At 65.2% G+C, this 22716-nt stretch carries 20 protein-coding genes; 13 read left to right on the plus strand and 7 right to left on the minus strand.

Features of this window, described 5'->3' with window-relative positions; genetic code table 11:
* Positions 1 to 64 precede the first annotated feature (64 nt).
* Both C2H86_RS09785 and C2H86_RS09790 read left to right on the plus strand, forming a co-directional pair.
* On the plus strand, positions 65 to 1471 hold the full coding sequence (locus C2H86_RS09785) for an adenosylmethionine--8-amino-7-oxononanoate transaminase (RefSeq protein WP_159412396.1): 1407 nt from the start codon (positions 65 to 67) through the stop codon (positions 1469 to 1471).
* 121 nt (positions 1472 to 1592) lie between these two features.
* Positions 1593 to 2315, plus strand: a complete 723-nt coding sequence (locus tag C2H86_RS09790) for a 16S rRNA (uracil(1498)-N(3))-methyltransferase (RefSeq protein ID WP_159412397.1) — start codon at positions 1593 to 1595, stop codon at positions 2313 to 2315.
* 8 nt (positions 2316 to 2323) lie between these two features.
* On the opposite strand, the gene trhA is transcribed toward C2H86_RS09790, so the two are convergent.
* From trhA to pilG, 7 genes are read right to left on the minus strand one after another with little or no spacing between them, the layout of a single operon-like run.
* A complete protein-coding gene (trhA, locus tag C2H86_RS09795) occupies positions 2324 to 2941 on the minus strand; it encodes a PAQR family membrane homeostasis protein TrhA (protein WP_159412398.1) in 618 nt (205 codons plus the stop codon).
* 59 nt (positions 2942 to 3000) lie between these two features.
* Positions 3001 to 3474 carry a chemotaxis protein CheW gene (locus tag C2H86_RS09800; RefSeq protein ID WP_159412399.1) on the minus strand — a complete coding sequence of 158 codons (474 nt, stop codon included), beginning with the start codon at positions 3472 to 3474 and terminating at the stop codon, positions 3001 to 3003.
* On the minus strand, positions 3467 to 8356 hold the full coding sequence (locus C2H86_RS09805; protein ID WP_159412400.1) for a hybrid sensor histidine kinase/response regulator: 4890 nt from the start codon (positions 8354 to 8356) through the stop codon (positions 3467 to 3469). The genes C2H86_RS09800 and C2H86_RS09805 overlap by 8 nt, the downstream gene beginning before the upstream one ends.
* Positions 8357 to 8365: 9 nt before the next feature.
* Complete coding sequence (locus tag C2H86_RS09810) at positions 8366 to 10390, minus strand: methyl-accepting chemotaxis protein (protein WP_240349713.1); 2025 nt, start codon at positions 10388 to 10390, stop codon at positions 8366 to 8368.
* 47 nt (positions 10391 to 10437) lie between these two features.
* Positions 10438 to 10992 (minus strand): chemotaxis protein CheW, encoded by a 555-nt coding sequence (locus C2H86_RS09815; RefSeq protein WP_159412402.1) that lies wholly within the window; start codon positions 10990 to 10992, stop codon positions 10438 to 10440.
* On the minus strand, positions 10989 to 11354 hold the full coding sequence (gene pilH, locus C2H86_RS09820; RefSeq protein WP_060509717.1) for a twitching motility response regulator PilH: 366 nt from the start codon (positions 11352 to 11354) through the stop codon (positions 10989 to 10991). Before pilH ends, C2H86_RS09815 begins: the two co-directional genes overlap by 4 nt.
* A 58-nt stretch (positions 11355 to 11412) precedes the next feature.
* Positions 11413 to 11802: a twitching motility response regulator PilG gene (gene pilG, locus C2H86_RS09825; RefSeq protein ID WP_159412403.1), complete on the minus strand. Its 390-nt coding sequence runs from the start codon at positions 11800 to 11802 to the stop codon at positions 11413 to 11415.
* A gap of 195 nt (positions 11803 to 11997) precedes the next feature.
* On the opposite strand from pilG, the gene gshB reads away from it, so the two are divergent.
* The 11 genes from gshB to phaC all read left to right on the plus strand — a co-directional run bounded on the left by gshB (position 11998) and on the right by phaC (position 22681).
* Positions 11998 to 12951, plus strand: coding sequence for a glutathione synthase (gene gshB / locus C2H86_RS09830; protein WP_159412404.1), 954 nt, complete (start codon positions 11998 to 12000; stop codon positions 12949 to 12951).
* Between the two features lie 91 nt (positions 12952 to 13042).
* Complete coding sequence (locus tag C2H86_RS09835) at positions 13043 to 13948, plus strand: energy transducer TonB (protein ID WP_159412405.1); 906 nt, start codon at positions 13043 to 13045, stop codon at positions 13946 to 13948.
* A gap of 129 nt (positions 13949 to 14077) precedes the next feature.
* Entirely contained in the window at positions 14078 to 14647 is a 570-nt protein-coding gene (locus C2H86_RS09840; protein WP_159412406.1) for a YqgE/AlgH family protein, read from the plus strand.
* Positions 14647 to 15072 carry a Holliday junction resolvase RuvX gene (gene ruvX / locus C2H86_RS09845; protein WP_159412407.1) on the plus strand — a complete coding sequence of 142 codons (426 nt, stop codon included), beginning with the start codon at positions 14647 to 14649 and terminating at the stop codon, positions 15070 to 15072. Before C2H86_RS09840 ends, ruvX begins: the two co-directional genes overlap by 1 nt.
* Before the next feature lie 60 nt (positions 15073 to 15132).
* Positions 15133 to 15651: a bifunctional pyr operon transcriptional regulator/uracil phosphoribosyltransferase PyrR gene (gene pyrR, locus C2H86_RS09850; RefSeq protein WP_159412408.1), complete on the plus strand. Its 519-nt coding sequence runs from the start codon at positions 15133 to 15135 to the stop codon at positions 15649 to 15651.
* Between the two features lie 13 nt (positions 15652 to 15664).
* Positions 15665 to 16669, plus strand: coding sequence for an aspartate carbamoyltransferase catalytic subunit (locus C2H86_RS09855; protein WP_016395343.1), 1005 nt, complete (start codon positions 15665 to 15667; stop codon positions 16667 to 16669).
* Entirely contained in the window at positions 16666 to 17937 is a 1272-nt protein-coding gene (locus C2H86_RS09860; RefSeq protein WP_159412409.1) for a dihydroorotase, read from the plus strand. The genes C2H86_RS09855 and C2H86_RS09860 overlap by 4 nt, the downstream gene beginning before the upstream one ends.
* A 243-nt stretch (positions 17938 to 18180) precedes the next feature.
* Positions 18181 to 18711, plus strand: a complete 531-nt coding sequence (hslV, locus tag C2H86_RS09865; protein WP_027920652.1) for an ATP-dependent protease subunit HslV — start codon at positions 18181 to 18183, stop codon at positions 18709 to 18711.
* 74 nt (positions 18712 to 18785) lie between these two features.
* Positions 18786 to 20129 (plus strand): ATP-dependent protease ATPase subunit HslU, encoded by a 1344-nt coding sequence (hslU, locus tag C2H86_RS09870; protein ID WP_159412410.1) that lies wholly within the window; start codon positions 18786 to 18788, stop codon positions 20127 to 20129.
* 141 nt (positions 20130 to 20270) lie between these two features.
* A complete protein-coding gene (locus C2H86_RS09875) occupies positions 20271 to 20648 on the plus strand; it encodes a gamma-butyrobetaine hydroxylase-like domain-containing protein (RefSeq protein WP_159412411.1) in 378 nt (125 codons plus the stop codon).
* A gap of 353 nt (positions 20649 to 21001) precedes the next feature.
* Positions 21002 to 22681 carry a class II poly(R)-hydroxyalkanoic acid synthase gene (gene phaC / locus C2H86_RS09880; RefSeq protein WP_159412412.1) on the plus strand — a complete coding sequence of 560 codons (1680 nt, stop codon included), beginning with the start codon at positions 21002 to 21004 and terminating at the stop codon, positions 22679 to 22681.
* Positions 22682 to 22716 lie beyond the last annotated feature (35 nt).

Raw genomic sequence — 22716 nt, forward strand, 5'->3', positions numbered from 1 at the left:
CCTGCCCCCTGGCTTTGCTTAGGCTTACGCGGTCAAAGCAGGCAGTAAGCCAGGAGAAGTGCCCATGGGCCTCAACGATCAGTGGATGCAACGCGACCTCAAAGTCCTGTGGCACCCCTGCACCCAGATGAAAGACCACGAGCAGCTGCCACTGATCCCGATCCGGCGCGGTGAGGGCGTGTGGCTCGAGGACTTCGACGGCAAGCGCTACCTGGATGCCGTGAGCAGCTGGTGGGTCAACGTGTTCGGCCACGCCAACCCGCGCATCAACCAGCGCATCAAGGATCAGGTCGACCAGCTGGAGCACGTGATTCTCGCCGGCTTCAGCCACCAGCCGGTGATCGAGCTGTCCGAGCGCCTGGTCGCCATGACCCCCGCCGGGCTTGACCGGGTGTTCTATGCCGACAACGGTTCGTCGTGCATCGAAGTGGCGTTGAAGATGAGCTTCCACTACTGGCAGAACATCGGCAAACCGGCGAAAAAGCGCTTTGTTACCCTGACCAACAGCTACCACGGCGAGACCATCGCCGCGATGTCGGTGGGCGACGTGCCGCTGTTCACCGAGACCTACAAGGCGCTGCTGCTCGACACCCTCAAGGTGCCAAGCCCCGACTGCTACCTGCGCCCCGAGGGCATGGGCTGGGAAGAACACTCGCGCAACCTGTTCGCAGTCATGGAGCAGACCCTGGCCGAACACCACGAAACGATCTCGGCGGTGATCATCGAACCGCTGATCCAGGGCGCCGGTGGCATGCGCATGTACCACCCGGTGTACCTCAAGCTGCTGCGCGAAGCCTGCGACCGTTATGACGTGCACCTGATCCACGACGAGATCGCCGTCGGTTTCGGCCGCACCGGCACCATGTTCGCCTGCGAGCAAGCCGGCATCCGCCCGGACTTCCTGTGCCTGTCCAAGGCGCTGACCGGTGGCTACCTGCCGCTGGCCGCCTGCCTGACCACCGACAAGGTGTACCAGGCCTTCTACGACGATTACCCGACCCTGCGCGCGTTCCTCCACTCGCACAGCTACACCGGCAACCCGCTGGCCTGCGCCGCTGCCTTGGCGACGCTGGACATCTTCGAACAGGACAACGTAATCGAGGCCAACAAGGCCCTGGCCACGCGCATGGCCAGCGCCACCGCGCACCTGGCCGATCACGCCCACGTCGCCGAAATCCGCCAGACCGGCATGGCCCTGGCCATCGAAATGGTCCAGGACAAGGCGACCAAGGCTGCCTACCCGTGGCAGGAGCGGCGTGGCCTGAAGGTGTTCGAGCACGCCCTGACCCGCGGCGCCCTGCTGCGCCCACTGGGCAGCGTGGTGTACTTCCTGCCGCCGTACGTGATCACCCCGGAGCAGATCGACTTCCTCGCCGAAGTAGCCAGCGAAGGCATCGACATCGCCACCCGCGACAGCGTCAGCGTCGCCGTACCGGCCAACTTCCACCCCGACTTCCGCGACCCGGGCTAAAACCGCTCGCCCCGACACATAACCGCTGCGAAGCTAAGAACCTGGGGCCGCTTCGCGCCCCTTTCGCGACACAAGGCCGCTCCCACAAAGGGCCGAGTACACCTTTTTTGACGAGCACCCCATGAGACTGTCCCGCTTCTTCATCGACGCCCCCCTGAGCCTTGGCGAGCACGACCTGCCCGAAGCCCAGGCCCACTACATCGGCCGCGTCCTGCGCATGGCCCCCGGCGACGCCGTGCAACTGTTCGATGGCAGTGGCCAGGAATACCTCGGCCAACTGCTCGAAGTCGGCAAGAAGACCGTACGCGTCAGCCTCGACCAGGCCCTCGCCGGCCAGCCCGACTCACCGCTTCAGGTCCACCTCGGCCAGGGCCTGTCCCGCGGCGAGCGCATGGACTGGGCGATCCAGAAGGCCACCGAGCTTGGCGCCAACGCAATCACCCCGATTGTCAGCGAGCGCTGTGAAGTGCGCCTGAAGGACGAGCGTGCCGACAAGCGCCTGGCCCACTGGCGCCAAGTGGCGATCAGCGCCTGTGAACAATGCGGCCGCTCGACCCTGCCGGTCATTCATCCACCAGTGACCCTGGCCGAATGGCTCAAGGGCACCGAAGCCGACCTCAAACTGGTCCTGCACCCGGTCGCCGAGCCATTGACCAGCCATGACAAGCCGGCAACGCTGGCGTTCCTGATCGGCCCGGAAGGTGGCCTGAGCGAGGCGGAAGTCGAACAGGCCAAGGCCGCCGGCTTCCATGCCGCACGCCTCGGGCCGCGGGTATTGCGTACCGAGACAGCGCCGGTGGTGGCGCTGTCGGTAGCGCAGCAGTTGTGGGGTGATTTCTCGTAAACAAAAAGCTAACGCACGTACAGCGACACGGCCACGAAGTGCATCAGGCTCCCGACGATCACGAACAGGTGCCAGATGCCATGTGCATGGCGCAGCCGACTGTCGAGGGCGAAAAAGATGATGCCCACGGTGTAGAACACACCGCCGGCCGCCAGCCATGTGAAGCCGGCGGTGCCAAGGCTGTTCAGCAGTGGCTTGACCGCCACCAGCACGATCCAGCCCATCACCGCATAGATGATGATCGACAGGATGCGCGCCTCCGAGCGCGGCTTGATCTCTTGCAACATGCCGATCACCGCCAGCCCCCAGACCACGCCGAACAGGCTCCAGCCCCAGGGTCCGCGCAGGCTCACCAGGCAGAACGGGGTGTAGCTGCCGGCGATCAACAGGTAGATCGACAGGTGATCGAGCTTGCGCATGATCACCTTCGCCCGCCCGCGGGTGCTGTGGTAGAGAGTGGAAATGCTGTAGAGCAACAGCAAGGTGCTGCCGTAGATGGAGAAACTGACGATCTTCCAGGGGTCACCCTGCAGGCCCGCGACGACGATCAGCCAGATGGCACCAATACAGGCCAGGACGGCACCGACCAGGTGGGTCCAGGCATTGAAGCGTTCACCGTAGTACATGCAAACACAGACCTCCCGAAGCGGGCTGGGTTCATGACAGGGTTCATTCCTGCCTCATCCTACCCAAGGGCAGGTTGCAGTTCAGCGTCACGCACCAATCTTTCCAGCCCGGCCAGGTCCGGCACCCGCGCCACCTGTTCGCCCACCTGCACGGCGGCCAGCTCCAGGCTGCCCAGCGGCACGTCCACATAATTGAGCTGGCTGTCCAGCTTGCACGAGCGTGGAATGTCCTGCAGCAGCACGGCCAGGTAGCGCAAGCCGGTGTCTCCCAGCGCATTCAACACGACGATCCGCGCCCGCTCGCCACAGGGCGTCTCACCACCACAAGCTGCCTCGAAACCGATCAACGGCAAATGCTGCTGCCGCCAGTCGATCCACCCCAGGTGCCAGGCCGGGTTGCCGGGTTCACACACCAGGTTGCGCTGGCCGATCAGTTCGACCACGGCGACGTTGGGCAACACCAGGGTGCGGTCACCCAGCGGCAGCAGCAGGCCGGTCAGGCTGCTGCGTTGCCCTGCAATCAGTTCAAGCATGGGTCTGGCTCCAGTGGGCGATGCTCTGCAGCAACACCGACTCCTGATAGGGTTTGCCCAGGTAATCGTTGACGCCAATGGCCATGGCACGGTCGCGGTGCTTCTGCCCGGTGCGCGATGTGATCATGATGATCGGCACGTCTTTCAGACGCTCGTCGCGGCGAATGCGGGTGGCCACTTCGAAGCCATCCATGCGCGGCATTTCGATGTCCAGCAAAAGCACATCAGGGCGGTGCTCTTCCAGCAGGGCCATGGCATCGACCCCATCCTTGGCCGTCATCACGCTCATGCCATGGCGTTCCAGCAGGCGGCTGGTGACCTTGCGCACGGTGACCGAGTCGTCCACCACCATCACCAGCGTGGCCCGCCGTGGTGCCGGGCCGAACAAGGTTCGCTGCACCCCGCTGCCACCGGGCAGACGCGCCAGCCGCCGCTGCTGGCCACGCAGCTGGCCCAGCAGGTCGAGGATCAGCACCACCCGGCCATCACCGAGCAAGGTCGCACCCGACAAGCCCGCCACGGCGGCGAACTGCGGGCCAAGGCTCTTCACCACGATCTCACGGCTCGGCGACAGGCTGTCCACCTGGATGGCGAACGACTGCTCCTGGGAGTGCAGCAGCAACACCGGCAACGGCACGCTCTGCCCCAACAGCACCGGGCGCGGCAGCCCTTGCAGCAGTTCGCCCAGGTAACGCAAGGCGTACTCGTGGCCGCCATACACATAACGCGGCGCGTCCAGCTGGTAACAGGCGGCCAGCTCGGCAGGCGGCACGCGCACGATGCCCTCGATGGTGTTGAGCGGAATGGCGTACTGCTCCTCGCCCAGGTGCACCATCAAGGCCCGATTGATCGACACGGTGAACGGCAGGCGGATCAGGAAGCGCGCGCCCTTGCCCTGGGCCGACTCGATGGTCATCGAACCGCCCAGTTGCTTGACCTCTTCGTGCACCACGTCCATGCCCAGGCCGCGCCCGGAAATCTGGGTGATCTTCTCTGCCGTGGAAAAGCCTGGGCGCAGGATGAACTGCAGGATCTCGTGATCGCTCAGCTGTGCCTGCGGGTCCAGCAGGCCGCGCTTGATCGCCTTGCGCCGTACCGCCTCCAGCGGCACACCGGCGCCGTCGTCGGTCATCTCGATGACGATGTCGGCGCCCTCATGCAACAAGTTCAGGTGAATGGTGCCCTGCTCCGGCTTGCCCGCGGCCAGGCGTACCTCGCGCGCTTCCAGGCCATGGTCGACGGCATTGCGCAGCATGTGCTCCAAGGGCGCGACCATGCGTTCGAGCACGCTGCGGTCCAGCTCGCCCTCGGCGTTGCCGACCACCAGTTCGACCTGCTTGCCCAGCTCGCTGGCCACCTGACGCACCACCCGCTGCAAGCGCGGTACCAGACGTTCGAACGGCACCATCAGGGTCGCGGTCAGGCCCTCCTGCAGTTGGCTGTTCACCCGCGCCTGTTGCTGCAGCAGGCTGTAGGCTTCCTGGGCGCGCTGGGTGAGGGTTTCCTTGAGGTCGAGCAGGTCGGAGGCCGACTCAAACAGTGCCCGCGACAGCTGCTGGAGCTGCGAATGGCGGTCCATCTCCAGCGGGTCGAAATCTTCGTAGGCATCCCCCTCGAACGCCTGTCGGCTGCTGATTCGCCCCTGGGTCTCGATGTCCAGGCGCAGCAGCTGGTCGCGCATGCGCTCCAGAGTGGTTTCCATCTCGTTGAGGGCGAACTGCGCGTCGTTGACCTGCTGTTCGATACGGCCACGAATGATTGAATGCTCACCGGCCAGGTTGCCGAGGTCGTCGAGCAGCTCGGCGTCGACCTTGACCATGTCGCCCGGCGCCCGCTCCGGTGCCGCAGCCGGTACTTCGGCGGGTGCTGTGTCGGCCGGGGCCTGGCCGGCAGCGCTGTCGGTCAGCGCGGCGCTGCTGAAGTTGCGGATGTAGTCGATCAGCGCGGTAGCGGCATGCAACGGCTGGCCCAGGCGCACGGCGTCGAGCATGTGCGCCAGGCGGTCATGGCAGTTCTGCAGCAGCGCGAACAGCGGCGCGCTCGGCGGCAGGCGCCCGGCGGCGAGCAGTTCGTAGAGGAATTCCAGTTCATGGGCCAGGTCGCCGATGGCGCTGATCTCGACCATGCGCGCACCGCCCTTGAGGGTATGCAAGTCCCGCAGCAGGTTCTCCACCTCGACGCTGCTGCGCGGGTCGGCCTGCCAGCGCGCCAGGGCGGCGGCGGCGCTTTCGACGATGTCCGAGCTTTCTTCGAGGAAGACCTCCAGCAATTCCTTGTCGCCTGGGCTGTCGGGCTCGTCATCGTGCTCCAGCGCGCCGGTTAGCGGCGTTACCGCATCAGGGCTTACCAGGCCGGTAGCCCCCGGAGCCAGCGCGCCATCCAACAGTTCGCGCAGGGCGTCGACGCAGTCAGGCCGGGGGCTGATTTCCTGCCCGGCAGCCACTTCGTCGAGCATGTCCAGCAGGGCTTCATGGGCTTGCTGAGCAATGGTGAAGAAGCGCGGGCTGGCGCCCAGGCTGCCCTCTTCCACGGCGCCGTAGAGGTCGAGCAGCGCTTCGCAGACGGTATCCATCTGCCACAGGTCGGCCAGGTGCGCAGCGTGGCCAAGGCTGGTCAGCTCATCGAGCAAGGTATCCAGCGGCTCGCGCTGACCGGGCTGCTGTTGCCAACGTGACAGCAGCGACTCGGCATCCAGCAGGATATCCATGGCCTGGGCCAGGAAACTGGCGATCAGCTGCGGGTCGCGTTTGCCATGCCGGGTGTGCTGAGGCTCGGCATGCAGGCTGGCCAGGCGCAGATCAACGGCCTCGCCGACCTGCTCGATCAGCTGGGCCGCACCCGGGATGGCGGCCAACGGCGTACTGCCCAGCTGTGCCAAGGCCTGCAGGAACAGACCATGGGCTGTTTGCAGCCATTGCATCTCCGCAGCCTGCAACGGCAGCTGGTGCCCCCGGTACTCGCGCACCAGGCGGTCGAAGGCAGTAGCCAGCTCGGCGATCGGCATGACGCCGGCCATGGCAGCGCTGCCCTTGAGGGTGTGCAAGGCGCGCTGCAGGCTGTCGCTGACTTCTCTGCCCTGGCCGTCGGCGCCCTGCAGAAAGCCTTCCAGGCTGGCCAGGTGGCCTTGTGCTTCGTTGCGGAAGATATCCAGTAGCTGTGGGTCCAGGCCATCGATGTCGGCGTTGACCGGGGTGTCGTTCTCGGCCAGGGCGTGCAGGTGGCTCGCCAGTTGTTCGATCTCGGTCAATTGCGGCAATTGGCCAGCTGCAAAGTCTGCCAGCAGGTCCGGCAGATGGACGAACACCTGCTGCAACGCCACCGCGCCCTCCGGGGTCAGGGCGATACGCCCCTCCAGCACCCGGTTGAGCAGGTGCTCAGCGCCCCACGCCAGTTCGGCCACCGCCTCGGCATGCACCATGCGCCCGCTGCCCTTGAGCGTATGCAGGTCGCGGCGCACTTCGATCAGGGCGTCACGCAGGCTATTGTCGGCACGCCAGCGCAGCCAGTGGCGCTCGATTTCCGGCAGCAACTCGCCGGCCTCTTCGAGGAACACCTCACGCAATTCATCATCGATGCCATCGCTGCCATCCTGCGCCTGGGACTGGTCCGCATGGATGCACTGCACACCCAGCTTCGTCAGGCTGGCACGGGCCATGTCGAGGAACGGTTGAGCATCGGCCAGCGGGTCGGCGACGCGCCATTGCAAGTAGCATTCGGCGGCACTGAGGGAGTCGGCCAGGTGGGTCAGTTCGTCCGCCGGCGGCTCCACTTCCAGATGCTGCAACCAGCCCTGCACATAGCCTGCGCAGCCGGCAAACACTTCGGCAGCGGCCGGCAGCATCAGCATCGCCAACGCGCCGCGCACTTGCTGCAACAGCCCCGGCAGTGGCTGCAGGCGCTGGCGCGGCCAGCCGGACTCCAGGCAATCGCCGATCAGGTCCTTGGCCTGCTGCAGCACAGACAGTGATTCGTGCAACACCAACTGACGAATCTCGGCCAGGTCGGAACCGGGCAGGCCGCCCTGCCCGCCTTCTTCCAGTGGCAGGACCATACCATTGAGCGTGGCCTCCACATACAGCAGAGCGCCGGCCACATCCATCAATACCGCGTCGTCCGCCGTACGCTCACCCTGGGCCAAAGCCTGCAGCGCCAGCACCTGGTCGATGATCACCCGGCGAGGTTGCTGGAAGCCCAGCACTGCCAGGGTGTCGGCAACATGGCGCAATGGCGCGAGCAGCGCCTCCAGCTCTTCACTGTGCTGGCGGTCGCCGCGCACGAACTGGTCCAGACGCTCCTTGATCCGCATCAGGTCGTCGCACAGGGCGCTGACCACCGAGCGCAGAGCGTCACGCCCCGGCCCGGCCTGCATCTGTTCCCGCCAGTTTCCCAGCGACAAGTCGAGGTTGGCCAGGTCATCGGAACCGGCAAAGCGCTGCGCGGCGCCGCTGATCAGGCTGGCCTGGGCCAGCGGCTCGACGCCACGGCAGGCACGCAGCTGGTTGAGCAGCGGCAGCATCACCAGTGGCAGGTCATGGCGTGCGCCGCGCAACCGCTCCAGATACGACGGCAATTGCTCCAGACCACGGAACAACGGCCCCAGGCAGTCACCGCGGGGGCTCACCTGGCCCTCGGCCAAGGCCTTGGCCAGCAGTTCCAGTTCTTCGGCCAGGCGTGTGGCACCGCGCAGTTCGAGCATGCGCAGGCAGCCATGCACCTGGTGCAGGTTATCCACAACGAAGGCCAGCATCGACAAGTCGTCGGTCTCGCCGGCAAAGCGCTCCAGGGCCTGACGGGCCTGGCTCAGGCAATCGAGGATGGCGGCCCGGGTCCAGGCCAGGGCCACGGTATCGTGGCGCTCGGGGCTTACGACGGCAGAAGCCATGGGTTTTCCTCAGCTTCGCTCGGCGGAAGCCGGCAGGGTGAAACCAGAGACCGAGCGGCGCATCTCGCTAGCCATTCGAGCCAGGTGGCGGATGCTGTCGGCGGTGGCGCCGGAGCCGGCGGAGGTCTGCGCGGTGATCTGCTGAATCACCGCCATGGTGTGGGAAATCTGCCCCGCCGAGGAGGTCTGCAACTGGGCTGCATCGGAGATGCTGTGGATAAGTTCGGCGAGGTTCTGCGATACGCCCTCGATCTCGGCCAGCGCCACGCCGGCATCCTGGGCCAGGCGCGCACCACGCACCACCTCGGCGGTGGTCTGCTCCATGGAGATCACCGCCTCGTTGGTGTCCGCCTGGATGGTCCGCACCAGCGCTTCGATCTGCCGGGTCGCCGAGGAAGAACGCTCGGCCAGGCGCTGCACCTCGTCGGCAACCACGGCAAAGCCGCGGCCGGCCTCACCCGCCAGCGAGGCCTGAATCGCCGCATTGAGGGCCAGGATGTTGGTCTGGTCGGCAATGTCGTCGATCAGGCTGACGATGTCGCCGATTTCCTGGGAAGACTCGCCCAGGCGCTTGATCCGCTTGGCCGTGTCCTGAATCTGCTCGCGGATGTTATCCATGCCGTTGATGGTGTTGTGCACCACCTCGTTGCCCTTGTTGGCGATCGCCACCGAGCGCTCGGCGACCTTGGCCGACTCATAGGCGTGGGCGGAAACCCGGTCGATCGATTCGACCATGTCGCCGACTGCCTCGGAGGCCTCGCTGATCTGTTCGGCCTGGTGCTCCGAGGCCTTGGCCAGCTGGCGCGCGGTGTTCTGCGTGTCCTGCACGGCAGCGGCGACCTGCTCGGCGCTGTGGTTGATGGTGGCCACCAGGTCGCGCAGCTGGTCGACCGAGTAGTTGATCGAGTCGGCGATGGCGCCGGTGAAGTCTTCGGTCACCGACACAGTGACGGTCAGGTCGCCATCGGCCAGCTCTTCGATTTCATCGAGCAGGCGCATGATCGCCTGCTGGTTGCGTTCGTTCTTTTCGGCGGTTTCATGCAACTGGCGGTGGGTGGTGCGGACCATCACCAAGCCGATCAGGATGATCGAAGCCAGCGCCAGCAGGCCCAACGCATAACCCCCGACGGTATCCAGGGTGCGGCCGCTGGCCAGGTTCTCGAAACCGTTGGCCAGGTGCGAGGCCTCATCGAGCAGCGTTTGCGACAGGCTGAAGATGTTGCCGGCCGCTTCGCGCACGCGGAACAGCTCGGGCGAGGTTTCTAGGATTTCATCGACCGAACCGGCCACGAACTGGAACAGCTCGGCGATTTCCGCCAGGCGCGCGCGGGCATCAGCGTCCTCGACGCGGGTCACCTGGATGGCCGGGTTGCCACCCAGCATGCCCTCGAGCACCTGGCCGAAGCGGCTGGCATCGCGGCCAAAGGTATCGGCGGCCTGCGCCGCCGTGTCGTCGCCGGCCAGAACAGTGTTGACCGAACCGAGAATGCGCTCGGCCAGCAGCAGCTGGCGCTGGGCGACGACCACCTGGTTGGCCGGAGCACCGCTCTGCAACAGGATCTCGACCACCTTCTCGTATTCGACCTGCAGCTGCGGCACGGTTTCGGCGAGGGTCGCCGCCACCTGATGCAACGACAGCACGGTCTGTTCGCTGGCCAGGATGGTGTCGGTGTTCTTGCGCAGGTTTTCCCAGTCCTGGCGCACCGCCTCCATTTCATCGCGGACCGCGGCCGGCGCCGCAGGCAGGCCGGTGGACTTGTCGCCTTCGCGCAGGTAGCCCCAGCGCCGCTCGAAATCGTTGCGCGCATCCGACAGCAGCTTGAATGCCAGGGCCTTGCCCGCTGCGGCCTCGGTGGCGTTCTTGGCGATGCGTTGGGACAACACCCGCAACTCGCCGGCGTGGCCGATGTACTGTTTGTCGTGATTGGCCTGGGTATTGAGGTAGGCGAAGTTGGCGAACAACAGGATGATCGACAGGATCAGGATCACGAACAGCACGGTGATCTGCACGATGCTGCGCGTGCGTGGGGTCATGCTGGCGGGGGCGACGGGTGTGGCCGGCTTGTTCACGTTTGCAAATCCTATAGCGCCACGTCAAGAAAACCCGGCGCTTGGGCCAGGGCGAAGGGGCTGAAGATCGCCCAGTTGCGTTCACGCGGGAAGTGCCCCTGCACGAAGCGGGCAGCAGCCCGCAGCAGCGGTTGCGGTGGCGACAGTTCCAGGCTGCTCAGGGCGAAGTGCTGCAGGCCCAGCACCTCGTCGACCAACAGGCCGACGAACAGGTCTTCGTGGTCCAGCACCAGCACCCGCCGCTGCTTGCCTGGCGCAACAGGGCCAAGGCCGAAGAAACTGCTCAGGTCCATCACCGGCAACAGCCGGCCGCGCAAGTTGGCCACGCCACACACCCACGGCTGCACGCCAGGCACGCGGCTACTGCGCGGCTCGCGCAGCACCTCGGCGACCTCGCCCATCGGCGCGACGAACCACTGCCCGGCGATGCGAAAGCCGATGCCGCTCCACTGCTGCAGGCGGGTGTCCTGCAGCGGCTGGTCGGCCGCCAGCAGGCGGCAGCGCCGGTCAATGTCCAGCAACAGCTCGAAGGCGGTCAACGACGCGCCCTGCGGGCGGGTGGTCAAGCGCCGAGCACTTCTTTGAGCTTGGCGATCAGCGCGTCCTCTTCCACCGGCTTGGTCAGGAAGTCGCGGGCACCCTGGCGCGTAGCCCAGATACGGTCGGTTTCCTGGTCCTTGGTGGTCACCACCACCACGGGGATGGCACTGGTCTCCGGGTCCTTGCTCAGCTGGCGGGTGGCCTGGAAGCCGTTCATGCCAGGCATGACGATGTCCATCAGCACCGCGTCGGGCTTTTCCTGGCGGGCCAGGGCCACGCCGTCGGCACCGTTGTTGGCCTTGAGCACCTGGTGACCGTGTTTTTCCAGCCATTCGGTCAATCTGTACATCTCTGTCGGCGAGTCGTCGACAATCAGAACGCGGGCCATGCTGTTTCCCCATCAGGAAATTGAAGGCCGCGCCAGCGCGGCGCGGTCAGGGTGCGGGTTATTCGGGCGCGGCGAAACCAGGCACATGGGCCCTGATCGCGTCGAGCAGTTCTTCCTTGCTGAATGGTTTGGTCAGGAACTGGTCGGAGCCGACCACCCGGCCGCGGGCCTTGTCGAACAGGCCGTCGCGAGACGACAGAAGAATCACCGGGATGTCCTTGAAGGCACTGTTGTGCTTGATCACCGCGCAGGTCTGATAACCGTCCAGACGGGGCATCAGCACGTCGACGAAGATGATCTGTGGCTGGTGGTCGATGATCTTGGCCAGGGCATCGAAGCCGTCACTGGCGGTGATCACCTCGCAGCCCGCTTCGCCGAGCAACATCTGCGCGGTGCGGCGGATCGTGCGGGAATCGTCGATCACCATCACCTTCAGGGGCTGTTCCATAAGTCGCGCTACCATCGCTGCACTGTGTGGGCGGAAGCCACGGATGGCTTGCCGCTTGAAGCTGAGGGCATTTTTAGCACACTCCGGGGGCCCGTTCCATCTGCCACCCCCTTGACCCGCGGCGTTCACAGCGCCACCCTGAGCCACTTTTCTTTCGATTCACTGCGGCCACGGGCCGCCAAGAGGAACCACCCCATGAGCGTTCGCCTCGGCATTGTCATGGACCCGATCGCGTCCATCTCCTACAAGAAGGACAGCTCGCTGGCCATGCTGCTGGCCGCCCAGGCCCGCGGCTGGGAGCTGTTCTACATGGAGCAGCGCGACCTGTACCAGGGCGAAGGCAAGGCCCGTGCGCGCATGCGCCCGCTGAAAGTATTCGCCGACCCTGCGCACTGGTTCGAGCTGGGCGAAGAGCAGGACAGCCCGCTGGCCGACCTGAACGTGATCCTGATGCGCAAGGACCCACCGTTCGACATGGAGTTCGTCTACAGCACTTACCTGCTGGAGCAGGCCGAGAGCGAAGGCGTGTTGGTGGTGAACCGCCCGCAGAGCCTGCGTGACTGCAACGAAAAACTGTTCGCCACGCTGTTCCCTCAGTGCACCCCGCCTACCCTGGTCAGCCGTCGCCCGGACATCATCCGCGAGTTCGCGGCCCAGCACGGTGACGTGATTCTCAAGCCGCTGGACGGCATGGGCGGTACGTCGATCTTCCGCCACCGGGTCGGCGACCCCAACCTGTCGGTGATCCTAGAAACCCTGACCGCCCTGGGTGCCCAGCAGATCATGGCCCAGGCCTACCTGCCGGCCATCAAGGACGGCGACAAGCGCATCCTGATGATCGACGGCGAACCGGTCGATTACTGCCTGGCCCGTATTCCCGCCAGTGGCGAGACCCGTGGCAACCTGGCTGCCGGTGGCCGCGGCGAAGCCCGCCCGCTGACCGAGCGTGACCGCTGGATCGCCGCCCAGGTCGGCCCGACCCTGCGTGCTAAGGGCCTGCTGTTCGTCGGCCTCGACGTGATCGGCGACTACCTCACCGAAATCAACGTCACCAGCCCTACCTGCATCCGCGAGATCGACGCAGCCTACAACACCGATATCGGTGGCAGGTTGATGGATGCCATTGATCGCCAGCTCAAGGCGCGCTGACCGCCGACGCGGAGCAAATGCGCGGAGTGGGGTATGATGCCGGTCCTTTTCGACTGAGCTGCTGCCCCGCCCTGCGGTTGCTGGATACCTGATGACGCTGCCTGCCGACATCCCTTCCGACCTGCTGCCACCGCGCGTTCGCCCGGTGGACCGGCTTGGCTTTACCTTGTTCCTGGCTGCTTTGGTGCACCTGGCGCTGATCCTTGGCGTGGGCTTTACCGTGGTCAAACCGGCCGAGATCCGCCAGACCATGGACATCACCCTGGCCACCTTCAAGAGCGAGAAAGCGCCGGAGAAGGCTGATTACCAGGCCCAGGCCAACCAGCAGGGCAGCGGCACCCTGGAAAAGAAAGCGGTGCCGACCACCACCGAAGTGGCGCCGTTCCAGGACAGCAAGATCAACAAGGTCACCCCGCCGCCTGCCGCCAAGCCTGAAGTAGCACCACCGCCCGTGCCGGAGAAATCCGCCGTGGCAACCAAGGCGCCGAAAGCGCAGAAGATCGAGCCCAAGCCCAAGGAAAGCAAGCCACAGCCCAAGCCGGCAGCGGCTACGCCGGATTTCGACAGTTCGCAATTGTCGAGCCAGATCGCCAGCCTTGAGGCGGAACTGTCCAACGAACAGCAGATGTACGCCAAGCGCCCGAAGATCCACCGCCTCAACGCGGCGTCGACCATGCGCGACAAGGGCGCCTGGTACAAGGAAGAGTGGCGCAAGAAGGTCGAGCGGGTGGGTAACCTCAACTACCCCGACGAGGCACGCCGGCAACAGATCTACGGCAACTTGCGGATGATGGTGTCGATCAACCGCGATGGCTCGCTGTACGAGGTGCTGGTGCTGGAGTCGTCCGGCCAGCCGGTGCTGGACCAGGCGGCCCAGCGCATCGTGCGCCTGGCGGCGCCCTTTGCGCCGTTTACCGGCGACCTGGCCGAGTTCGACCGGCTGGAGATCATCCGCACCTGGCGCTTCGCCCGCGGCGACCGCCTGTCCAGCAACTGAGTATTGGCGCCGGGCTTGCCGGATGTGGTTGCGCGGATACCGAGCGCCAAAACCCTCACGACAGTCACCAACCAGACGACACAATTGCGCACCTTGTCAGCCTCGCCACCTGGCGCCACACTATCCCCCATGAAAACTCTCACCCCGAGCTACCTCAAGCATCAGTTCCTGATCGCCATGCCGCACATGGCCGATCCGAACTTCGCCCAGACCCTCACGTACATCGTCGAGCACAACGCCAATGGCGCCATGGGCCTGGTGGTCAACCGACCACAGGAGCTGAACCTGGCCGACATTCTCGAGCAGTTGCGCCCGAACGAGATGCCACCGGCCAGCACCTTGCAGGTCCCTATCTACCAGGGTGGCCCGGTACAGACCGACCGCGGTTTCGTCCTGCACAGCAGCGAATGCAGCTACCAGGCCACCGTCGAACTGCAGGGCCTGTCGCTGTCCACTTCGCAGGATGTGCTGTTCGCCATCGCCGAAGGCGTGGGGCCGCAGCAAAGCCTGATTACCCTGGGTTACGCCGGCTGGGAAGCGGGCCAACTGGAAGCTGAACTGGCCGACAATGCCTGGCTCAACTGCCCGTTCGACCCGGACATCCTCTTCGCCATGGCCAGCGAACAACGCCTGGGCGCCGCAGCTCGCAGCCTGGGCATCAACCTCAGCTTGCTGACCAGCCAGGCGGGGCACGCCTGATGGCTGAGCTACGCCTGCTGCTGGGCTTCGACTACGGTAGCAAACAGATCGGCGTCGCTGTGGGCCAGGTGGTAACCGGCCAAGCCCGTGAGCTGTGCACCCTGAAGGCACAGAACGGCGTGCCGGACTGGGCTCAGGTGGAAAAGCTCATCAATGAGTGGAAGCCCGATGCCATCGTCGTCGGCCTGCCACTGAACATGGACGGCACGCCGAGCGAAATGAGCGAGCGCGCGGAAAAGTTCGCCCGTCGCCTCAATGGCCGCTTCAACCTGCCCGTGCACACCCACGACGAACGCCTGACCACCTTCGAGGCCAAGGGCGAGCGCATGGCCCGTGGCGGCCAGCGCGGCAGCTACCGTGACAACCCGGTCGACGCCATCGCCGCCGCCCTGCTGCTGCAAGGCTGGCTGGAGGCCAATACCTGATTTTTCCCGCGTTTACGTCGGGGCAATCACAACGCCCTCGGCGCCCCCAGGAGATACGCAATGAGCCTACCCAATCCCGCCGACCTGATCCGGCAGATGGCTGTCGACCTTCGCGCCCATCTGGCCCGCCGCAACATCACCGAGCCGCGCTTCATCGGCATCCGCACTGGCGGCGTCTGGGTTGCCCAGGCCCTGCAGGCGGAAATGGCCGACCACAGCCCGCTGGGCACCCTTGACGTGTCGTTCTATCGCGATGATTTCAGCCAGAACGGCCTCCACCCGCAGGTGCGCCCGTCGGAACTGCCGTTCGAGGTCGAAGGCCAACACCTGGTGCTGATCGACGACGTGCTGATGAGTGGCCGCACCATCCGCGCCGCACTCAACGAACTGTTCGATTACGGCCGCCCGGCCAGTGTCACCCTGGTCTGCCTGCTCGACCTGGATGCCGGCGAACTGCCCATCCGCCCCAATGTGCTCGGCGCCACCCTGTCGCTGGCGGCCCATGAACGGGTAAAATTGACCGGACCCGCACCGCTCGCCCTCGAGCGCCAGGACCTCGCCACCGCTTCCGCCCTTTAAGAGTCCCCTCGCGATGACGCCAATCGACGCCAAGCGCCCGCTGCAGCTCAATGACCAGGGCCAGCTGCGCCACTTCCTCTCGCTCGACGGTTTGCCCCGCGAACTGCTCACCGAGATCCTCGACACTGCCGACTCGTTCCTCGAAGTCGGCGCCCGAGCCGTCAAGAAAGTCCCGTTGCTGCGCGGCAAGACCGTGTGCAACGTGTTCTTCGAGAACTCGACCCGTACCCGCACCACCTTCGAGCTGGCCGCCCAGCGCCTGTCGGCCGACGTGATCAGCCTGAACGTGTCGACCTCCTCGACCAGCAAGGGCGAGACCCTGTTCGACACCCTGCGCAACCTCGAAGCCATGGCCGCCGACATGTTCGTCGTGCGCCACTCCGACTCCGGCGCCGCGCACTTCATCGCCGAGCACGTGTGCCCGGACGTCGCCGTGATCAACGGTGGTGACGGCCGCCACGCGCACCCGACCCAGGGCATGCTCGACATGCTGACCATCCGCCGCCACAAGGGCAGCTTCGAGAACCTCTCGGTGGCGATCGTTGGCGACATCCTGCACTCGCGCGTGGCCCGCTCCGACATGCTCGCGCTGAAGGCGCTGGGCTGCCCGGACATCCGCGTGATCGGCCCGAAGACCCTGATCCCGATCGGCATCGAGCAATACGGCGTGAAGGTCTACACCGACCTCGCCGAAGGCCTGAAAGACGTCGACGTGGTGATCATGCTGCGCCTGCAGCGTGAACGCATGGCCGGTGGCCTGCTGCCCAGCGAAGGCGAGTTCTACCGCCTGTTCGGCCTGACCACCGCACGCCTGGCCGGTGCCAAGCCTGATGCCATCGTCATGCACCCGGGCCCGATCAACCGCGGCGTGGAAATCGAATCGGCGGTGGCCGACGGCAAACACTCGGTGATTCTCAACCAGGTCACCTATGGCATCGCCGTGCGCATGGCCGTGCTGTCCATGGCCATGAGCGGGCAGAACGCGCAACGTCAACTCGACCAGGAGAACGCCCAGTGACCATCAGTATTCTTGGCGCCCGGGTCATCGACCCTGCCAGTGGCCTGGACCAGGTCACCGACCTGCACCTGGACGGTGGGCGCATCGCCGCCATCGGCGCCGCCCCGGCCGGTTTCAGTGCCAGCCGCACGATCGCAGCTGACGGCCTGATTGCCGCGCCAGGCCTGGTCGACCTCGGCGTCTCGCTGCGCGAGCCGGGCTACAGCCGCAAGGGCTCGATCGCCAGTGAAACCCGCGCCGCCGTGGCCGGTGGCGTCACCAGCCTGTGCTGCCCACCGCAGACCAAGCCGGTGCTGGATACCTCGGCGGTGGCCGAGCTGATCCTCGACCGCGCCCGCGAAGCCGCCAACAGCAAGGTCTACCCGATCGGCGCCCTGACCAAGGGCCTGGAGGGCGAGCAGCTGGCCGAGCTGGTTGCCCTGCGCGACACCGGTTGCGTGGCCTTCGCCAACGGCCTGAAGGAAATCCCCAACAACCGGACCCTGGCCCGTGCCCTGGAGTACGCCGCCACCTTCGACCTGACCGTGGTGTTCCACTCCCAGGACCGCGACCTGGCCCAGGGTGGCCTGGCCCACGAAGGCGCCATGGCCAGCTTTCTCGGCCTGCCCGGCATCCCCGAGACCGCGGAAACCGTCGCCCTGGCGCGCAACCTGCTGCTGGTGGAACAGACTGGCGTGCGTGCGCACTTCACCCAGATCACCAGCGCCCGTGGCGCACGGCTGATCGAGCAAGCCCAGCAACTGGGCCTGCCGGTGACGGCCGACGTGGCGCTGTATCAGCTGATCCTCACCGACGAGTCGCTGCGTGAGTTCTCCAGCCTGTACCACGTGCAGCCGCCGCTGCGCACCGCCGCCGACCGCGACGGCCTGCGCGCGGCAGTGAAGTCGGGGGTGATCCAGGCGATCTCCAGCCACCACCAGCCCCACGAGCGTGATGCAAAGCTGGCCCCGTTCGGCGCCACCGAACCGGGTATCAGCAGCGTCGAACTGTTGTTGCCACTGGCCATGACCCTGGTCGAGGACGGCCTGCTCGACCTGCCGACCCTGCTCGCCCGCCTGAGCAGCGGCCCGGCCAAGGCCATGCGCCTGCCGGCCGGCGAGCTGAAAGTCGGCGGCGCGGCCGATCTGGTGCTGTTCGACGCCAAGGCCTCGACGATTGCGGGTGAGCAATGGCTGTCGCGCGGCGAAAACTGCCCGTTCATCGGCCACTGCTTGCCGGCTGCGGTGCGTTATACCTTGGTCGATGGCCACGTCTGCCACGAGGCCTGAGTAACCTTGTGGGAGCCGCGCTTGCCGGCGATGGGCCGCGACGCGGCCCCGCGATTTCAAGGTTGTTGCATAAATTTCCGGGGCCGCTTCGCGGCCCATCGCCGGCAAGCGCGGCTCCCACATTGGTCGCGCTCAACCTTGAGCCTGCGGCGACCATTCATCCCCCCCGGTTGAAATCCTTCCCCCCACCCCCATATGAGTCTGCATCAGGCAATTTTGCCCCGCTGCGTGGAGACTCTCCCCTTGACCACCATCGTTTCTGTCCGCCGTAACGGCAAAGTCGTCATGGGCGGCGACGGCCAGGTATCCCTCGGCAACACCGTGATGAAAGGCAACGCCAAGAAGGTCCGTCGCCTGTACAACGGCGAAGTGATCGCCGGTTTCGCCGGTGCCACCGCCGACGCCTTCACCCTGTTCGAGCGCTTCGAAGCCCAGCTGCAGAAACACTCCGGCCACCTGGTGCGTGCCGCCGTCGAGCTGGCCAAGGAATGGCGTACCGACCGCTCCCTGAGCCGCCTGGAAGCCATGCTGGCGGTGGCCAACAAGGACGCATCGCTGATCATCACCGGCAACGGTGACGTGGTCGAGCCGGAAGACGGCCTGATCGCCATGGGTTCCGGTGGTGGCTATGCACAGGCCGCGGCCCGCGCCTTGCTGAACAAGACCGACCTGTCGGCCCGGGAAATCACCGAGGCCGCCCTGAACATCGCCGGTGACATCTGCGTGTTCACCAACCACAACCTGACCATCGAGGAGCAGGACCTGGCCGAGTAATCAGCTGTTTTGGCGTCCCGCTCGTAGCGGGACTTTTCCACGCTGACCTACTCCGCTCGAGGACCGTATTGATCATGTCCATGACCCCCCGCGAGATCGTCCACGAACTCAACCGCCACATCATCGGCCAGGACGACGCCAAGCGTGCCGTCGCCATTGCCCTGCGCAACCGCTGGCGGCGCATGCAGCTCCCCGCCGAGCTGCGTGCCGAAGTGACGCCGAAGAACATCCTGATGATCGGCCCTACCGGCGTCGGCAAGACCGAAATCGCCCGCCGCCTGGCCAAGCTGGCCAACGCGCCGTTCCTCAAGGTCGAAGCCACCAAGTTCACCGAAGTGGGCTACGTTGGCCGTGACGTCGAGTCGATCATCCGTGACCTGGCCGATGCCGCGCTGAAGATGCTGCGCGAGCAGGAAATCGTCCGCGTGCGCCACCGCGCCGAAGACGCCGCCGAAGACCGCATCCTCGACGCCCTGCTGCCGCAGGCGCGGGTCAGCAGCTTCAGCGAGGAAGCCGCGCAGACCAGCACCGATTCCAACACCCGCCAGCTGTTCCGCAAGCGCCTGCGCGAAGGCCAGCTGGACGACAAGGAAATCGAGATCGAAGTGGCCGAGAACATGGGCGTCGAAATCGCCGCGCCACCCGGCATGGAAGAAATGACCAACCAGCTGCAGAGCCTGTTCGCCAATATGGGCAAGGGCAAGCGCAAGGCCCGCAAGCTGAAGGTCAAGGACGCGCTGAAAATGGTGCGCGACGAAGAAGCCAGTCGCCTGGTCAACGAGGAAGAACTCAAGGCCAAGGCCCTGGAAGCGGTCGAGCAGCACGGTATCGTGTTCATCGACGAAATCGACAAGGTGGCCAAGCGTGGCAACGTCGGCGGTGCCGATGTATCCCGTGAAGGCGTGCAGCGCGACCTGCTGCCGCTGATCGAAGGCTGCACCGTCAACACCAAGCTGGGTATGGTCAAGACCGACCACATCCTGTTCATCGCTTCCGGTGCGTTCCACCTGAGCAAGCCGAGCGACCTGGTGCCAGAGCTGCAGGGCCGTCTGCCGATCCGTGTAGAACTGAAGGCACTGACCCCAGAAGACTTCGAGCGCATCCTGAAAGAGCCGCACGCGTCGCTGACCGAACAGTACAGTGCACTGCTCAAGACCGAAGGCCTGAACATCGAGTTCGCCGCCGACGGTATCAAGCGCCTGGCCGAGATTGCCTATCAGGTGAACGAGAAGACCGAGAACATTGGTGCCCGCCGCCTGCACACCCTGCTCGAGCGCCTGCTCGAAGAGGTATCGTTCAGTGCCGGTGACCTGGCCAGCACCCACGACGAAGCACCGATTCTGATCGATGCCGCGTATGTGAACGGCCACCTCGGTGAACTGGCGCAGAACGAAGACCTGTCGCGCTACATCCTGTAAGACGGCGTCGCCTTTTTCGCGGGCACGCCCGCTCCCACAGGGCCCGCGACCCCCTGTAGGAGCTTGCCCGCGAAGAGGCCCTTGAATCCCTGTACAGGAAGCTGGAAGCTTGCCTCCATCAGCTCCCGAGAGATTCAGACCATGGCCCGCCTGCCCACCGCCATCAACCTGCACAAAGCCTCCAAGACCCTCAGCCTCACCTACGCCCCCGGCGAGGTGTATCAGTTGCCCGCCGAGTTCCTGCGGGTGCACTCCCCCTCCGCCGAGGTCCAGGGCCACGGCAACCCCATCCTGCAATTCGGCAAAATCAATGTCGGCCTCATCGGCCTGGAACCTGCCGGCCAATATGCACTGAAACTGACCTTCGACGACGGCCATGACAGCGGCCTGTTCACCTGGGAATACCTCGAGCAGCTGTGCCTGCGCCAGGAACAATTGTGGGCCGACTACCTCGACGAACTGCACAAGGCCGGCAAGTCCCGCGACCCGGCGGAATCGGTGGTCAAACTCATGCTCTAGCTCAAGCCTTCCAGGCTTTAGAGCGCATTTTCTAATCTCATCTGTTTGAATGCCTTACAGACAACTCTTAAACGGGTTGTCTTGCGCATTACATGAAAGTCGGGTAACCAATGGAGCTGGCAAGTTCCCTGCATCGCCTTGAGGGCAATCAGGCACTGGCCGGTATGTAGAGGTCGCGAGCGAAAGCAGGCTGTCTTCACACGCAGAATCCCCCGCAGCTCATCGCCGTATGCATCCGGCCCGCAGCACCGCTGTTCCTTATCACTGGTCACCCGAGTAACAGTACCGGGCTGTCCGCTGTGCCATGCGCCACAGCAGCCCGGTACTCGTCTCAGGACAACGGAGCGTCGTAGATGAGTAACAAGAACAACGATGAGTTGCAGCGGCAGGCCTCGGAAAACACCCTGGGGCTGAACCCGGTCATCGGCATCCGCCGCAAGGACCTGCTGAGCTCTGCGCGTACCGTGCTGCGTCAGGCCGTGCGCCAGCCGCTGCACAGTGCCAAGCATGTGGCGCACTTCGGCCTGGAGCTGAAGAACGTCCTGCTGGGCAAGTCCAGCCTCGCCCCGGCAGGTGACGACCGTCGCTTCCAGGACCCGGCCTGGAGCAAAAACCCGCTTTACCGCCGCTACCTGCAAACCTACCTGGCCTGGCGCAAGGAGCTGCAGGAGTGGATCGGCAGCAGTGACCTGTCGCCCCAGGACATCGCCCGCGGCCAGTTCGTCATCAACCTGATGACCGAAGCCATGGCGCCGACCAATACCCTGTCCAACCCGGCGGCGGTCAAACGCTTCTTCGAAACCGGCGGCAAGAGCCTGCTGGACGGCCTGTCCAACCTGGCCAAGGACGTGGTCAACAATGGCGGCATGCCCAGCCAGGTCAACATGGAGGCGTTCGAGGTCGGCAAGAACCTCGGCACCAGCGAAGGCGCCGTGGTCTACCGCAATGATGTGCTGGAACTGATCCAGTACAGCCCCATCACCGAGCAGGTGCATGCCCGCCCGCTGCTGGTGGTCCCGCCGCAGATCAACAAGTTCTACGTCTTCGACCTGAGCCCGGAAAAGAGCCTGGCGCGCTTCTGCCTGCGCTCGCAGCAGCAGACCTTCATCATCAGCTGGCGCAACCCGACCAAGGCCCAGCGCGAGTGGGGCCTGTCGACCTACATCGATGCCTTGAAGGAGGCGGTCGACGCGGTACTGGCAATCACCGGCAGCAAAGACCTGAACATGCTCGGTGCCTGCTCCGGTGGCATCACCTGCACCGCCCTGGTCGGCCACTACGCCGCGCTGGGTGAGCAGAAGGTCAATGCCCTGACCCTGCTGGTCAGCGTGCTGGACACCACGATGGACACCGAGGTCGCACTGTTCGTCGATGAACAGACACTGGAGGCAGCCAAGCGCCACTCCTACCAGTCCGGGGTGCTCGAAGGCAGCGACATGGCCAAGGTGTTCGCCTGGATGCGCCCCAACGACCTGATCTGGAACTACTGGGTCAACAACTACCTGCTCGGCAACGAGCCACCGGTATTCGACATCCTGTTCTGGAACAACGACACCACGCGGCTGCCCGCCGCCTTCCACGGCGACCTGATCGAACTGTTCAAGAACAACCCGCTGACCCGCGCGGATGCCCTGGAAGTGTGCGGCACCGCCATCGACCTGAAGAAAGTCCAGTGCGACATCTTCAGCGTCGCCGGCACCTCCGACCACATCACCCCGTGGCAATCGTGCTACCGCTCGGCGCACCTGTTCGGCGGCAAGATCGAATTCGTGCTGTCCAACAGCGGCCACATCCAGAGCATCCTCAACCCGCCAGGCAACCCCAAGGCGCGCTTCATGACCGGCGCCGACCGCCCGGGGGACCCGGTAGCCTGGCAGGAGAACGCCGACAAACATGCCGACTCCTGGTGGCTGCATTGGCAGACCTGGCTGGGCGAGCGCGCTGGCGAGCTAAAAAAGGCACCCACACGCCTGGGCAACCGTGCCTATGCCGCTGGTGAGGCCGCACCGGGGACATACGTCCACGAGCGTTAAGTCGCAATACCGTGGCCGCTTGGAGCGTGCCACGG

The organism is Pseudomonas putida (assembly GCF_009883635.2).
In the GTDB taxonomy this organism is placed as follows: Bacteria; Pseudomonadota; Gammaproteobacteria; order Pseudomonadales; family Pseudomonadaceae; genus Aquipseudomonas; species Aquipseudomonas putida_W.

Bases quoted from the DNA above. Each gene is read 5' to 3' on its own strand.
- C2H86_RS09785 (WP_159412396.1), top strand. From the start codon at position 65: ATGGGCCTCAACGATCAGTGGATGCAACGCGACCTCAAAGTCCTGTGG.
- C2H86_RS09790 (WP_159412397.1), top strand. From the start codon at position 1,593: ATGAGACTGTCCCGCTTCTTCATCGACGCCCCCCTGAGCCTTGGCGAG.
- trhA (WP_159412398.1), bottom strand. From the start codon at position 2,941: ATGTACTACGGTGAACGCTTCAATGCCTGGACCCACCTGGTCGGTGCC.
- C2H86_RS09800 (WP_159412399.1), bottom strand. From the start codon at position 3,474: ATGCTTGAACTGATTGCAGGGCAACGCAGCAGCCTGACCGGCCTGCTG.
- C2H86_RS09805 (WP_159412400.1), bottom strand. From the start codon at position 8,356: ATGGCTTCTGCCGTCGTAAGCCCCGAGCGCCACGATACCGTGGCCCTG.
- C2H86_RS09810 (WP_240349713.1), bottom strand. From the start codon at position 10,390: ATGACCCCACGCACGCGCAGCATCGTGCAGATCACCGTGCTGTTCGTG.
- pilH (WP_060509717.1), bottom strand. From the start codon at position 11,354: ATGGCCCGCGTTCTGATTGTCGACGACTCGCCGACAGAGATGTACAGA.
- pilG (WP_159412403.1), bottom strand. From the start codon at position 11,802: ATGGAACAGCCCCTGAAGGTGATGGTGATCGACGATTCCCGCACGATC.
- gshB (WP_159412404.1), top strand. From the start codon at position 11,998: ATGAGCGTTCGCCTCGGCATTGTCATGGACCCGATCGCGTCCATCTCC.
- C2H86_RS09835 (WP_159412405.1), top strand. From the start codon at position 13,043: ATGACGCTGCCTGCCGACATCCCTTCCGACCTGCTGCCACCGCGCGTT.
- C2H86_RS09840 (WP_159412406.1), top strand. From the start codon at position 14,078: ATGAAAACTCTCACCCCGAGCTACCTCAAGCATCAGTTCCTGATCGCC.
- ruvX (WP_159412407.1), top strand. From the start codon at position 14,647: ATGGCTGAGCTACGCCTGCTGCTGGGCTTCGACTACGGTAGCAAACAG.
- pyrR (WP_159412408.1), top strand. From the start codon at position 15,133: ATGAGCCTACCCAATCCCGCCGACCTGATCCGGCAGATGGCTGTCGAC.
- C2H86_RS09855 (WP_016395343.1), top strand. From the start codon at position 15,665: ATGACGCCAATCGACGCCAAGCGCCCGCTGCAGCTCAATGACCAGGGC.
- hslU (WP_159412410.1), top strand. From the start codon at position 18,786: ATGTCCATGACCCCCCGCGAGATCGTCCACGAACTCAACCGCCACATC.
- C2H86_RS09875 (WP_159412411.1), top strand. From the start codon at position 20,271: ATGGCCCGCCTGCCCACCGCCATCAACCTGCACAAAGCCTCCAAGACC.
- phaC (WP_159412412.1), top strand. From the start codon at position 21,002: ATGAGTAACAAGAACAACGATGAGTTGCAGCGGCAGGCCTCGGAAAAC.